The sequence below is a fragment of the Paenibacillus sp. NEAU-GSW1 genome (assembly GCF_009737085.1).
Classification (GTDB): domain Bacteria; phylum Bacillota; class Bacilli; order Paenibacillales; family Paenibacillaceae; genus Pristimantibacillus.
In genome coordinates this window covers 1-14,257 of record NZ_WOVL01000019.1, presented here as the reverse complement: position 1 = coordinate 14,257, position 14,257 = coordinate 1, and the positions used below count along the sequence as shown (strand labels likewise).

Sequence of the window (14,257 nt, the reverse complement as noted above, 5' to 3'; positions counted from 1 at the left end):
AAAATGCTATTGCTTAATAAACGGCTGCAGTTGATGTCCGTTTATTTCATATTGCTGCCGGCTCACCTGCACTTTAAGACGCAATTCGCCATTATCGCCGTCGACATCCTGTCCGATAACTTCGCCGCTGCGGTAAGCCAAAGCGATTAAATCGCCTCTCTCGGCCGGAAGCACGAACGTAATCGTATCACCGGTCAGCTTATCTTGAATCCGCTGACGTAAAGAAATAAGATCGTCCATTACGTAGGCGCTAATAAGCAGCGAGTCGCCAGAAGTGCCGCGAAGCATCTGACGCGTATCGCCTTCATATAAGTCTTTTTTATTAAACAGCGTAATCGTCGGCTTGCCGGACGCGCCCAGCTCATCCAAAATCCGCTCAACGACCGACATCTGCTCCTCGCGCATCGGCGAGCTGCAATCCACAACATGAAGCACCAAATCCGCCTCATTTACTTCCTCGAGCGTCGCGCGGAATGCGGCAATGAGATCATGAGGCAAATTTTGAATAAAACCGACCGTATCGGTCAGCACGACTTCTCTGCCGTTTGGCAGCTCCAATATCCGCGAGGTTGGATCGAGCGTCGCAAACAGCTGATTTTCAACATACACATCCGCTTGTGTCAGCTCGCGCAGCAGCGTCGATTTGCCTGCGTTCGTATAACCGACCAATGCCACCTGAACGACTCCGGCCTTTTTGCGGCGCGCCCGGTGCAATTTGCGGTGGCGCACTACTTCTTCCAGCTGCGCTTTCAAATCGGAAATACGGCCGCGAATATGTCTGCGATCCGTCTCCAGCTTCGATTCGCCCGGACCGCGCGTGCCGATGCCGCCGCCCAACCGCGATAAATTTTTGCCGTGGCCGGACAGTCTAGGGAGCAAGTAACTAAGCTGTGCGAGCTCAACTTGAATAATGCCTTCACGCGTTTTTGCGCGCTGAGCAAAAATATCGAGAATCAGCTGCGTCCGGTCAACGATTTTCAAATCCAGCGCTTCTTCCAAGTTACGCACTTGCGCGCCCGATAGCTCTTGGTCAAAGATGGCGGTTGTCGCTCCCAGCTCGTCTGCGACAGCGCGCAACTCTTCCACTTTGCCCTTGCCGATAAACCATTTCGTATCCTTAGCTTCTTTGTTTTGCACCAAAGTGCTCAGAACCTCAACGCCTGCTGTTTCCGCCAGCTGAACGAGCTCTTGAAGCGAATGCTCGGGATCGCTGATTTCCTTCTTCACCTCAGGTGTAATTAAGCTGACAAGAACGGCGGTTTCCCGCCGCTCCGTCCCTGTATCGTACGATTTTTCCCGCATCTTTTGCTCCTTACATCAGGATCTTTGAGCGGAGCTCAAAGTCACTCCGTTTTACATCAGGATCTTTGAGCATGACATCAGGATCTTTGAGCGGAGCTCAAAGTCACTCCGCATACTCAAAGTCACTCCGTTTTACATCAGGATTAAAAAATTATTTGGAAGCCGATTCCCATTTCAAATCTTCCGGCTTGATCGCCATCAGCTCCTGCTTCGGCGGCACGCCGCTCGCGTATTGATGAAGCAGCCGCACAGCCTGATGCCGAATCGATTTTTCAATAATGTTTCGGACGTACCTCGCATTGCTGAACGAAAACATATCATTCATCTTTTCTTGAATCAAATGCTGCCTTAATTTAAATATGGACTGCGGCAATAAATAATAATCCCGATCTTTCGTCATAAGCTCGGAAATTTGCACCAGCTGGTCGACCGTATAGTCGGGAAAGTCGATTTGAATCGGAAATCGGGACGGCAGTCCCGGATTCGTCTGCAAGAACAAATCGATTTCGGCAGGGTATCCGGCCAATATAAGCACGAATTGATTGCGATGGTCTTCCATCGCTTTTACAAGCGTATCGATAGCCTCTTTTCCAAAATCTTTCTCTCCGCCGCGGGCCAAGCTGTACGCCTCGTCAACGAACAAGACTCCGCCTATCGCCTTCCGAACGAGATCCCTCGTTTTTTGCGCGGTATGGCCGATGTATTCGCCGACGAGATCGGCGCGTTCGACTTCGATTAAGTGACCCTTGGTCAGAACGCCCATCTTCTGAAACAGCTTCGCCACAATACGGGCTATCGTCGTCTTCCCCGTCCCTGGATTGCCTTTAAAGATCATATGATAGACCTGAGAGCCCCCGACAAGCCCGGCCTCCGAACGCATGCGGCTAATATATAACAGGGCGTAAATTTCAAATACGAGCGCTTTTACATTGTCCATGCCGACCATCGGCTCAAGTTCTTTCTGAATTTCGGCATAATGGTCCGTCGCCGGCAGCGGCTTGACGGCAGGCAAAGGCTCGCTTTCGGCCGCCATAACCGGAGGGGCAGCTGTTATTGGATGCGGCTCCGGACTTCTAAGTATAACGTTAATTTGACGGGACGGCCTTGATCCGTTATTCGATCCCGAAATGACATGTCCGCTCATCTGTTGCATCACCTATCCTTCGCACCGTCGCTGTGGGAATTTTGCCGATCTCCATCCTGTGGAAGAGATGTCCGGCAAAAACCCGCACTACAAATGTATTCTATCGGAATCAGCCATATTAACAGATTTAAGCAGTAACGAATACGCCATCCTTTGGAAACCTTTTGCCGATCATAAAATGAGCAGGAGCAGCCGCAAAACGAATCACAAGCTCATTCGTTAATCGCGCAGGCTGCTCCCGTCTGCCGTTATGATCATGATTCGCTTAGCTCCCCGGTCCGCTCCGACAACGATTTGCGGTGCTTCAAGCTCAGCGTGAAATAGCGGAATCTTCCGTTGCGAATGCTCGACAGCAGCCTTCCCGCCGTCTTGCGAGCCAATGCCGCTTCTTTGCCGGTCACATCGCCTTGACGGAGCGCATCCTCCAGCTCATCCTCGTCAAGCAAGAACACCTCGCCAGTCGGCAACACGACAACATCCAAATACAGATCGTCAAACCAAGGCACCTGCTGGTCCGTAAGCCCTTGCGTTTTGCAAATATCGATGTACCATTGCACAACACGGCCTTTATCATCGAACATCGTCGTCACAACAAAATGCTCGCCTCTCGGAAAATGCTGCATCCATAAGTAGCCGCGATCCGCGAGACATAGTTTGCGGCCGTTATATTCCTTCCAGAGCGGATCTCTTAGCTCGTGAATCCGGTAAAAGGTAACGAGCCCTTTAAACTCTTCGTTGTCCAGCGCCAAGCACGAATAGCTCTTACGTAAAATACGGCGCCAGTTCGCGCGGTCCGAAAATTTTCGTTTCATACGGAACGTACCTTTCCGCTCAAGATAAGCCACAAACGGATGGCTTTCACTGTTGATGGATAGCGTTGTAAAAAGCTTACCATATCTTAACGTTCATCTCCAGCACACTTGAAAAATAAACCAAGCCAGCTTGCTTTATTATACAGCTAAGCCGCCCTTTGTCGGGGCGGCTTAGCTGTACAGCGTATCGGCTATACTTCTTCGATTACGATTTTCTCGATGATAACCGGTTCAACCGGCTTCGTGTCCTTAACCGGCGTTTTCGCAATTGCAAGCACGGTCTCCATGCCGGTCTCCACTTTGCCAAAAATCGAATAGTTCGGCATTTGATTCAAATTGGCAGAATCGGGTCCCGTACTAATAAAAAACTGGCTGCCGCCCGTATTTGGCTTGCCCGTGTTCGCCATCGCCACGATGCCGGGCTCATATTTCATTTCCGTATCCAGCTCGTCCGGAATTGAATAGCCGGGATTTCCGACGCCTGTGCCTTTCGGATCGCCGCCTTGAATCATAAACGATTCAATAATTCGATGGAAGGTTAGTCCGTCGTAAAAGCCTTGCCTTGCCAAAAACACAAAATTGTTAACGGTAATCGGCGATTCCTTCGCAAACAGCTTCACCGTGAAATCGCCTTTATTCGTTGTAAACTTGGCTTCGTACGATTTGTTCAAATCGATGGACATTTCAGGCATCTTCTCCCAATGCATCGGCTTGTCTACCGCCGCAGAGGAAGCCTTCCCGCCTGCATCCGCTCCGCAGCCGGTAAATAAAGCGGCTGCGGTGAGGAGCATGATGACAGTGCTCCAGCCATGTCCTTTTCCTTTGCTCATTTGTTGCATTCAGCTCCTAACTTGTTCAAGCCTGCTGACTAGGCTATTTGTTGTCATTGCTTAATTGCCGTTTCCTTTACCGTTCCCGTTCGGCTTATTGTTGCCGCTCCCGGCAGCTTCACCGTTGACAGCCGTGTCCGGCGGCGACGTTGATACGCCTCCGCCGTTATCATCGGCAGCAGGAGTTCCGCCCGCCGGTTCACCGCCGTCGTCAGTTCCCGGCGTAGCTGTCGCCCCGCCGTCGACTGGCGGCACCGTCGCGCCGTCGCCCGGTTCCGCAGTTTCGCCTGGAGGCGGTGTTGCTGTGCCTTCATCGATGTCGCCAGGCAATCCGCTGCCGTCGCCGTTCGGGTCATTCGGCTCCGGTTCCATCGGCACTTCCGGAATGCTGATATCCGTCTCCGGAATCGCTACTGTAATGGTATCAGAAGGCTCGCTAGATAAATCATTTTCCGCATCGTATGCGACGACATAATATTCGTATGTCATACCAGGGAAGACGCTCATATCCTCGACTAACGGCGTGAGAGAATCAACGAATACGGAAAACTTCGTCTCCGAGGCTTCTTTCCGGTAAACCTGATACGTGATGCCTGTGCTCTCCGCGAGCGGCTCCCAGGAGAGCTGCACCTTCAGCTGGTCCTCCAGGAATACAGCATTGAAGTTCGTCACCGCAGCCGGCGCTTTCTTTTCCTCCGGAATGCTGCTCGGTTTGCCAAAGCTGGTTACCGGCATACCTTTCATCGCTTTTGTCATTACTTTTGCGAACATTTTCGCCGACTGCGCGCTGCTCTTCTGCAGCACATGGTTTTTGTCCGTCTTATCGTAGCCCATCCAGACGGCTGCTGTCCACTCCGGCGTGTAGCCGACGAACCATGCGTCGCGGTTTGCGCTTGAGGTAAGGCCAGGAATGCCGTGCTGCGTCGTGCCTGTTTTGCCGGCAACCGGTCGGTCAATTCTAGCCCCAGTACCCGTTCCGCCTTTCTCCAGAACCGTTTGCAGCATTTGCGTCATGTACCATGCCGTTTCTTCTTTCATAAGCTGCTTCACTTCAGGAGCCCGGTACGTATAAACTTTTTTATTGCTCGAATTCAAAATGCTCGTAATCGAATGCGGGTCGACCGACTTCCCGTCGTTTGCAAAAACGCTGTAAGCTTCGGCCATCTGCATCGGCGTAACGCCTGTTGTCAAACCGCCAAGCGCGATCGACAGGTTGCGGTCATTTGTGCTGTCCAGCTCGAAGCCGAGCTTTTTAGCAAACGACATGCCGCTCTTAATGCCAACCTGATTCAGCATCCATACGGCAGGCAAATTCCGCGATTGCTTGATCGCCTCTTGCATCGTAATCGGCGTTGCGCCCTTCGAATCTTTCGGGCAATAATCGCCGAAACATTTCTTATCGTTAGCAAGCACCGTTGACGGCACGTAGTCTCCCGTCTCAAGAGCCGGACCGTAAGCGGTAATCGGCTTGAAGGCGGAGCCAGGCTGCCTTTCGACCTCGACGCGGTTCAAGCCTTTGCGAACGTAATCGCGTCCGCCAGCCATCGCTTGAATGGATCCGTCGCGATGATCCATAATAATCATGGCGCCTTGAACCTTCTGCTCGTCGACGCTTTCCTCGAAATTGGCGTCGTTCTCGAATTCTTCTTCAACGGCCGTTTGCGCCTTCGTATTCAGCGTTGTGTAAATGCGATAACCGCCGATGCGCAATTCTTCCTCAGTCATCCCCGGCATCACTTTTACCGCTTCTTCAATGACGTAATCGATATAAGCCTTGTAAGGATCCGATTGCTTCTCTTCCAAGTTTTTCGGCTCTTTGTATACCGCCGCGTTCGCCGTATCCATCTGCTCTTTCGTAATGTAGCCTTGATCGAACATTAGCTTAAGCACGACCGCTCTGCGCGACTCGGATTGCTCCAAATTGTCGATCGGATTGTAACGGTTAGGACCTTTCGGCATCCCCGCTAGCGTGGCAATTTCCCACAGCTCCAGATCCTTCGGTTCCTTGTCAAAATAAAACTCGGCCGCATTTTTAATGCCGTATACCCGTTTGCCGAAATAAATGCGGTTCAAGTACATCGTCAAAATTTCTTGCTTCGTTTTTTTGTTCTCCAGCGCCACGGCGATCGATGCTTCCGTCGCTTTGCGGAAAAGCGTTTTGTCTGCTGTAAGGAACATATTTTTCGCAAGCTGCTGCGTAATCGTACTTCCGCCCTCTACTGCGCTGCGGGCAATTACGTCCTTTACGACCGCGCGTCCAATCGCAAAGAAATCAATCCCGGAGTGTTCGTAGAAACGTTGGTCCTCTGTCGCTACAATTGCGTCAAGCATCAGCTTCGGAATTTCATCGTATTCTACATTTTCGCGGTTTTCATTGGCGTTATAGAGCTTGCTCACTTCATTGCCGTTCACATCGTATATGATGGATGCTTCGCCAAGGACGAGCATGTCCGCTTTTTCCGTCAAAATGCGCTCGCCGTTCAGAATGATAAGCAAGTAGCCGATGATCCCGCAGACGATCGCGATAACCGCCGTAAAGAACAGGCCGAAAAACCATTTCCGCGGAGTCATCCTCTTTTTGCCTTTGCCTCGCGATGAAGCGTGCTTTCCTCTAGGTCTTTGTTCAACCACAGCTGTTTCCCCCTTTAAGCTTTGCTGAGCAAAACTTGCTTCGCAAGCCTAAGCCTGAAGTTTTGCGGAGCAAAACCTACTATCTATTTATGCCCCAGAAAAGCAGGAGCAACCCGCTGTGAGCGGGTTGCTCCTGCCATTCCGCTATCTAGTTAAACGCTTATCGCTGCAAGAAAGTTTCAAAACGGTCGGAGCAGAACCTCAAATCAGTTGTCCGAGCTGTTGTTATCCTGTGCGAACGAAACGTTACGCTGCGGCGTAAACGTTGAAATTGCATGCTTGTACACCATTTGCTGGCGCCCTTCGCTGTCGATAATAATCGTAAAGTTATCGAACGCTTTAATAACGCCCCTGATTTGAAAACCGTTCATCAAAAAAACCGTTACCGGAATATTGTCTTTGCGCAGTTGGTTCAAGAACGTATCCTGAATATTGATCGACTTGTTCATTGGACGTTACCTCCGTCTAAAAAAGATTGATTAGAAGTATATTCAAGATTGACTTGAAACTTTCCTGCTATTATACCATGAATACGTTCTAAATTGTTGTGAAAATTTTCCCCCGCATCAATCCATTCGATGTCTTTCATGTGTCTAAACCATGACAATTGACGTTTGGCGAACCTTCTCGTATCCCTTTTCAGCAGCGTAACAGCCGCATCCAGGGTGCATTCCCCGCGTAAATACATCGCTATTTCCTTATAGCCGAGCCCTTGCATCGCAACCGCATTTAGCGCAATTCCGCGTTCCAGCAGCCGCTGCACCTCTTGCACGAGCCCTTCCTCCATCATCGCATCAATGCGCTTCTCAATGCGGGCGTAAAGCTCCGCACGGTCCATCGTCAGTCCGATTATACAAAGTTCGTAAGGAGATTCCCGTTTTTGACCTTCCAGCTGCGAGGATAGCGTTTGTCCGGTCAAATGGAATATTTCCAGCGCCCGTATAATTCGCCGCATATCGTTTGGATGAAGTCTTTCCGCCGACTTCGGATCGACCTTGGCCAGTTTCTGATGCAGCGCTTCCGCTCCATATTCCTCGGCAAATCGCTCCTGTTGGGCGCGAAAAGCTTCATCGGACCCGCTCTCTGAAAACTCAAAGCCATAGCAAACCGATTCCACATAAAGACCGGTCCCGCCTACAATAAAAGGCAGCTTGCCTCTACCCGCGATTTCAAGGATGCCGTTTACGCAGCCCGTTTGGAAATCCGCAACCGAATAGGGCGTCTCCGGTTCAATGATATCGATTAAATGATGGGGAATGCCCTGCTGCTCGGCAATGGGGAGCTTTGCCGTTCCGATGTCCATGCCGCGGTATACCTGCATGGAATCGCCGGAAATAATTTCGGCATCATAGGCTTTGGCAAGCGTCAAGCTTAACTGTGTTTTGCCGACGGCCGTCGGGCCGATCAGCACGAGCAGCGGCTGTTTGCCGCTTTTGCTAGATATGACTCGCAACCTCTATCACTCCATAAGCTATTTTCGACGTATTGACATGCGTTTTGCGGAAACCTAACCGCGCGTATTCTCCGCTTTCTTTATGCTCCTTCAGCAGCACCGTTTTGCGGGCAGCTCGGAGCGCCTCCGCTACTGCTTCCTCGCTGAGCGCGCCCGCATTGGCCAAGGACCGGAGCGGTTGAATTGCGCTTGATTCATGGATAGGCTGGCGAAACATCGGATCGAAATAGACGATATCGACGCTTTTGTCGGGCAGCCCTTTTAAATAGTCCAGATGGTTGGCATTTATCATTTCGATACGACGCATCGCGGCGTCTACGTCATCAAGCCCGCTTTGATAAGAGGCCAACCCTTCGCGGACAAGCGCGCACAGCACCGGCTCGCTTTCGAGCGCAATCACGGAGCCCTTCGCACCGGCGGCGTAAGAAAAGACGAGCGAATCCGAGCCAAGACCAGCGGTGCAGTCAACGATGCGATCGCCCTCTCTGCAGCCCGACAGCTCGATAAGCGGATCGCTTTCCCCTTTTCGTAGCCGTTTCACACGAACAAAAGCCATGCTGGGGTGGAAAAAAAGCGGCGAGTCCGTCTGCCCGTCATAGAAGCGGACTTCCCTCTCTGTCACGACGAGCATTTGCAATGCTTCCTCGTTTGCAGCCGCCAGTTGCCGCAGCGTATTTCTTCCCCTTGGTTTAAAAGCAGCGCCAAGCTCATCTGCAAGCCGTCTTGCTTGCGCATAAGCAGCCGGCGACGGCTTGTCGCTTGTCGTTACAATCATGACATCACCCGTTTAAACATTTTTTCCAGCTGATACGTTGACAGGTGGACGACGATCGGCCGGCCATGCGGACAAGTGTACGGCTGATTGCAAGCCGCAAGCCGCGCCAGCAGCGCTTCGCCTTCTTCCCTCGTTTTCCTGTCATTCGCTTTAATCGAAGCTTTGCAAGAGCACATAATCGCCGCTTTTTCCCTAAGCTTTGCAATATCGATCGACTTGCGCTCGCTTAGCAGCAGCTCCGCCATCTCTTCGACAATCGCCTGCTCTTCGCTTTCCGGAAACCATTCCGGATAGGCTCGGACAAGAAACGTCTGCGCTCCAAACGGTTCGATCTCAACGCCTGCCTCATTGAACAAGCCGATCATGGACCGAAGCTGTTCCGCCTCGCCCGGCGTAAATTCAAGCGTCAGCGGTACGAGCAGCTGCTGGCTCGCAGCGGCAGGATTGCCGAATTTCGTATAATAATATTCATAATTGATCCGTTCATGAGCGGCATGCTGGTCAATTAAATACAGACCATCCTCCGACTGCGCGACAATATAAGTTCCGTGAAGCTGTCCGATCCAGTACAGCTCGGGAAATGCAGGAGAAGAAGCCGGAGAAGCTGGTTGCTGCTCATGCACAGGCTGTTCGCCGGCAGCATAAACATCCGCCGGCAGCTGTTGATCCTTCGCAATCGGCGGCGGTTCCGTAATTGCTGACGGCTCGACATGCGCTTCTTCCATCCACGCATCTGCGCCTGATGCTGCCCGTTTGTCAGCCATTGCGGGCTGCGCTGCAGGCGCCGCTTCCTCCCAAGAAGCCGACCGCTCGCGGAAAGCGGCATCGCGCTGCTCAACCGGCTTGTACAGCCGTTCCGCCGCATCGCTTGGCACATATTCGCGCTGCTCTTTGTAACCGCCATAATTGGAGCTGTGGCTCGCGGAAGAGCCCCCGCGATTTACAAACGGCTCCCGTGTCTGAATGGGATCAGACACCTCAGACCTCGCGGGCTCAGGACGGTGAAAAGAAATCGCGTCCTGTACGAAGAGCGGCTTGGAACGCTCGGTTTTAAGCGACGATTCCGGGCCGGGGATGTGGCGGACCGCGCCAAGCGATTTTTTCACCGCTTGCTCCACAAGCTGCCGAAGCTCCGCTTCCTTGCTGAAACGCACCTCCATTTTCGATGGATGGACGTTGACGTCAAGCAGACTTGGATGCATGCTGAGCTCTACCGTGACTAACGGGAAGCGATTGATTGGAAGCAGCGTATGATACGCTTGCAGAATCGCTTGATTAACTGCATGGCTGCGAATATAGCGTCCATTGACGATAACGGTGATGCCGTTTCGGTTAGCTCGGGTCAATTCCGGTTTGGAAATATAGCCGCGAAGCTCGTAATCCGGGCTTTCGCCTTCAATAGACAGCATTTGCTTTGCGGTATTGGAGCCATAAATGGCTGCAATGACTTGCAGCCGGTCGCCGGTTCCTAGCGTGCGCAGCAACACGTTGCCATTATGCGTCAGCGTAAAAGCAATGCCAGGGTGAGCAAGAGCAATCCGATAAATGTAATCGGAAATATGACCAAGCTCCGTCTGGATCGTTTTCATATATTTCAAACGGGCCGGCGTGTTGAAGAATAGATCGCGTACGGTCATATCGGTGCCTTGAGGCGCATTCGCCGGCTCGTCAGCTTTAATATCGCCGCCTTCGATGACGATTTTATGCGCCAGACCGTTCGTCTCGCTGGATGATACGCAAGTCAAACGGGAAACCGCGGCAATACTCGGCAGCGCCTCGCCGCGAAAGCCGAGGCTGGCAATTCTGAACAAATCGCTGCTCGTTGCGATTTTGCTAGTCGCGTGCCGCTGAAAAGCGGTCGCGATGTCGCCTGCTTCTATGCCCGACCCGTTGTCGGTTACCCGAATCAGCGTCAAGCCGCCCTCTTCGACCGTAATGTCGATCTCTGAACTTCCGGCATCGATCGCATTCTCGACCAGCTCTTTAATGACAGACGAAGGCCTCTCAACGACCTCGCCAGCGGCGATCTGATTGGCCAGCTGCTCGTCCAGCACCTTAATTTTCCCCATTCGCGTTTCCTCCTTCGCTAACAATTGCAACCGCCATAATTCGGATAAAATATCGTTAATCGTTTATTTTACGTTTCATATCGTTGAGCCATTGCATCGCCTGCATAGGCGTCATATTAAACAAATCCAGCTTGCGCAGCTGCTCAGCCAATTGCTCGGCTTTCGGGCTCGCCTTCTTTTTGCCTGAATCAACGGTTTGCTCCGGCTCGTCAAATATGGACAGCTGCACCGCTGCCGATGCCGTTTCGCGGATCGCTTGCCGCATAACCTCTGGATCCTGAATATCCGGAGTCGAATTGATCGGCGCAAATACTGTATAACCAAATGATTTCTTTACGTTTTCCGGTTGCCCAACTGGCTGAACGGCTCTTGCTCCTTGCAATTGCGCCTCCGCTTCTGACTCCGCTCGCTCAAGCAGTTCATAAGCTCTGCCGATAACCGATTCCGGCAACCCTGCAAGCCGTGCGCAATAAATGCCGTAGCTTGTGCTCGCCGCGCCGGGAATCAGCTTGCGCAAAAACGTAACATGATCGCCGCTTTCCTGCACAGCCATGCAGGCGTTCGCGAGCGACGGAAGCGAAGCTTCCAGATGCGACAGCTCGTGAAAATGAGTAGAGACGAGCGCTTTGCAGCCGATCTGATAATGAACGAATTCAATTACCGCTTGGGCGATCGCCATACCTTCGCCCGTCGACGTGCCGCGTCCGAGCTCGTCGATGATAACAAGACTGCTCGCGGTCGCTTTTTCCGTCATCAGCTGAATATCTTTCATCTCAACCATAAAGGTGCTCTGTCCGCCGATCAAATCGTCGGCTGCGCCGATCCGCGTAAAAATCCGGTCGATAAGCGGAATTTCCGCTGCTTTTGCCGGAACAAAGCAGCCGATCTGCGCCATGATGCAAATGAGCGCAACTTGGCGCATATAGGTGCTTTTGCCCGCCATATTCGGTCCGGTGATAAGCAGCATGGAATGCTCGTCCTTGCGGAGAGCGGCGCTGTTCGAAATAAAAGGCGCGCCCTCGACGACCGCTTCGACGACCGGATGACGGCCGTCGTCGATGACGAGATCGAAACCGTCCGTAATAGCAGGACGGGTAAAACGGCGCTCCGCGCTAATTGTCGCAAACGACTGGTAGACGTCCAGCTCCGCGATGACTTCGGCCAACTTTTGCAGCCGATGCAATTGCTGCGACAGTTGGTCGCGAAGCTCAAGGAATCGCGAATATTCGAGATCGACCATTTTATCCTCGGCTTCCAATATGAGCCGCTCTTTTTCTTTCAGCTCCGGCGTAACGAAGCGCTCTGCGTTGGCCAGCGTCTGCTTCCGCTCGTATCGGCCTTCAGGCAGCATCGCAAGGTTCGCTTTCGACACTTCCAAAAAGTAGCCAAACACTTTATTAAATCCGATTTTAATGGATTTGATGCCGGTCGCCTCGCGTTCCTGGCGCTCCAGTTCGGCCAGCCACTTTTTGCCGTTCGTGCTCGCTTCTCTAAGCTGATCGAGATATTCATCATATCCGGCACGGATTAGGCCTCCCTCGCGGATCGACACCGGCGGTTCGTCGACGATGACTGTCTCGATCATGTCGGCGAGATCGGCGCAATCGTCCAAGCCGGCAACCAGCTGGCGAAGCCGCTCGGAGCCTGACTTTTCGCTCAATGCGGCTAGTTCGGGCACTCGGCGAATGGAGTTTTTGAGCGCGTTCATGTCACGGCCGTTCGCGCTTCCGAAGGCAACGCGGCCGACAAGGCGCTCCAAATCGTAAATATGATTAAGCTCAGCGCGGATATCTTCTCTTAAAATCAGATCACGATACAACGTATCGACCGCTTCGTATCGCGCTTCGATCACCGATCGGCTAAGCAGAGGCTTGTCGATCCATCTTCGAAGCAGCCTCGCGCCCATCGAGGTTTGCGTACGGTCAAGCAGCCACAGCAGCGATCCTTTTTTGTTGCGATCGCGAACCGTTTCCGTCAACTCCAGATTGCGGCGCGTATAATGGTCCAAAATCATATATTGATTCGGCTCATAGGCCCGAATTGCGCGGACGTGGCCAAGGGAACGTTTCTGCGTATCGTCCAAATAACCGGTCAGCAAGCTTACGGCGCGCAATCGACCTTCGTTAAGCGCAGCCAGTTCAGACGGATCAAATTGCTGTTCAAGCTTCTCCTGCGACATTGGCAACCGCGGCGTAAGAAGTACGGGGCGGTTCCATACCGCATGCTGGCCCAGCTTGTCCAGCAACACCTCGTCGCCGACAATTTCGGCAGGCTGGTAAACGTTGATTTCGTCGAGAAGCGTGTCGATATTGAATGGAAGCGATGTAGCGTAAAACTCTCCCGTCGACAAATCGCATGCTGCTAAGCCCATCGTCTGCCCTTGCCCAGCGATGGCAACCGAGACGATAAAGTTGTTCGTTTTTTCCGCGAGCGACTTCGATTCCATAACTGTGCCGGGCGTAATGACCCGAACGATCTCGCGGCGCACGACACCTTTTGCAGCAGCCGGATCTTCGACTTGCTCGCAGACAGCTACTTTGTAGCCTTTCTCAACCAATCTCGATATGTAATTTTCAGCCGAATGGTAGGGTACGCCGCACATTGGAATTTTTTCCGCCGTCCCGCCCTCTCTTCCAGTCAGCGTAATTTCGAGCTCGCGGGAAGCGTTGATCGCATCCTCAAAAAACATTTCATAAAAATCGCCCAGCCTAAAAAATAAAAAGGCATCCTTGGCCTCTTCTTTTATGGCGAGATATTGTTGAATCATGGGAGTATAGCCGGCAGCCATGTTCGCCCCTCCTCAAAGGTTGTGCGAAGCTATAGTTTCTTCGCCTCTCTATTCAGCTCAAATACAGCTCTATTGGACTCTAGCCTAAGCCATTATACCAAGCCGTTTGCCCTCGCGCCAACCTTTGAAAGAGGCTCTTCTGGATATTGCCATTTCGTATGAGTTACTTTTGCATGTATTAGGCTCGTTTGAGCCTAATACTGCAGAATCTTCTGCGGCAGACTCGTTTTAGGCTCATTTGGGACGAATATGCACTTTTGTCGGGATTAGTGGAGTTACTTTTGCGGAGGCCGTCCCAAAAGTGGTTCGCTCGCTGAAAAAACGGGTCGCATCAGTAATTGAAGAAGCGGTATTCATGAAAATAGTGTTGCAGAGAGCTATCCCTGCAACACTATTTTTCGATTTTGATGCTTTGTGGCTTTCTTCAGCAAATGATGGGCAAGCGAAAGCCAC

The 14,257-nt window shown here is 52.1% G+C and carries 10 protein-coding genes; all 10 read right to left on the bottom strand.

The features are described from left to right. Positions 1-6 precede the first annotated feature (6 nt). The 10 genes from hflX to mutS all read right to left on the bottom strand — a co-directional run bounded on the left by hflX (position 7) and on the right by mutS (position 13,804). Positions 7-1,302, bottom strand: a complete 1,296-nt coding sequence (gene hflX / locus GOM71_RS15400; protein ID WP_156282636.1) for a GTPase HflX — start codon at positions 1,300-1,302, stop codon at positions 7-9. 151 nt (positions 1,303-1,453) lie between these two features. Next, positions 1,454-2,446 (bottom strand): AAA family ATPase, encoded by a 993-nt coding sequence (locus tag GOM71_RS15395; protein ID WP_156282634.1) that lies wholly within the window; start codon positions 2,444-2,446, stop codon positions 1,454-1,456. A gap of 254 nt (positions 2,447-2,700) precedes the next feature. Then, the gene (locus tag GOM71_RS15390; protein ID WP_156282632.1) at positions 2,701-3,258 is read right to left on the bottom strand and encodes a ribonuclease FAU-1 family protein; all 558 of its coding nucleotides are present in this window, start codon (positions 3,256-3,258) and stop codon (positions 2,701-2,703) included. Positions 3,259-3,449: 191 nt separating this feature from the next. Then, positions 3,450-4,088 carry a peptidylprolyl isomerase gene (locus GOM71_RS15385; protein WP_253944870.1) on the bottom strand — a complete coding sequence of 213 codons (639 nt, stop codon included), beginning with the start codon at positions 4,086-4,088 and terminating at the stop codon, positions 3,450-3,452. 60 nt (positions 4,089-4,148) lie between these two features. After that, entirely contained in the window at positions 4,149-6,719 is a 2,571-nt protein-coding gene (locus GOM71_RS15380) for a PBP1A family penicillin-binding protein (protein WP_367649632.1), read from the bottom strand. A 206-nt stretch (positions 6,720-6,925) separates the two neighbouring features. Next, positions 6,926-7,168 (bottom strand): RNA chaperone Hfq, encoded by a 243-nt coding sequence (hfq, locus tag GOM71_RS15375; RefSeq protein ID WP_156282630.1) that lies wholly within the window; start codon positions 7,166-7,168, stop codon positions 6,926-6,928. Beyond that, positions 7,165-8,163, bottom strand: a complete 999-nt coding sequence (gene miaA / locus GOM71_RS15370) for a tRNA (adenosine(37)-N6)-dimethylallyltransferase MiaA (RefSeq protein ID WP_367649641.1) — start codon at positions 8,161-8,163, stop codon at positions 7,165-7,167. The genes hfq and miaA overlap by 4 nt, the downstream gene beginning before the upstream one ends. Continuing rightward, complete coding sequence (locus GOM71_RS15365) at positions 8,156-8,947, bottom strand: class I SAM-dependent methyltransferase (protein WP_156282629.1); 792 nt, start codon at positions 8,945-8,947, stop codon at positions 8,156-8,158. Before GOM71_RS15365 ends, miaA begins: the two co-directional genes overlap by 8 nt. Then, the gene (gene mutL / locus GOM71_RS15360) at positions 8,944-11,016 is read right to left on the bottom strand and encodes a DNA mismatch repair endonuclease MutL (protein WP_156282627.1); all 2,073 of its coding nucleotides are present in this window, start codon (positions 11,014-11,016) and stop codon (positions 8,944-8,946) included. Before mutL ends, GOM71_RS15365 begins: the two co-directional genes overlap by 4 nt. 55 nt (positions 11,017-11,071) lie before the next feature. After that, positions 11,072-13,804 (bottom strand): DNA mismatch repair protein MutS, encoded by a 2,733-nt coding sequence (gene mutS / locus GOM71_RS15355; protein WP_156282625.1) that lies wholly within the window; start codon positions 13,802-13,804, stop codon positions 11,072-11,074. Positions 13,805-14,257: the final 453 nt, after the last annotated feature.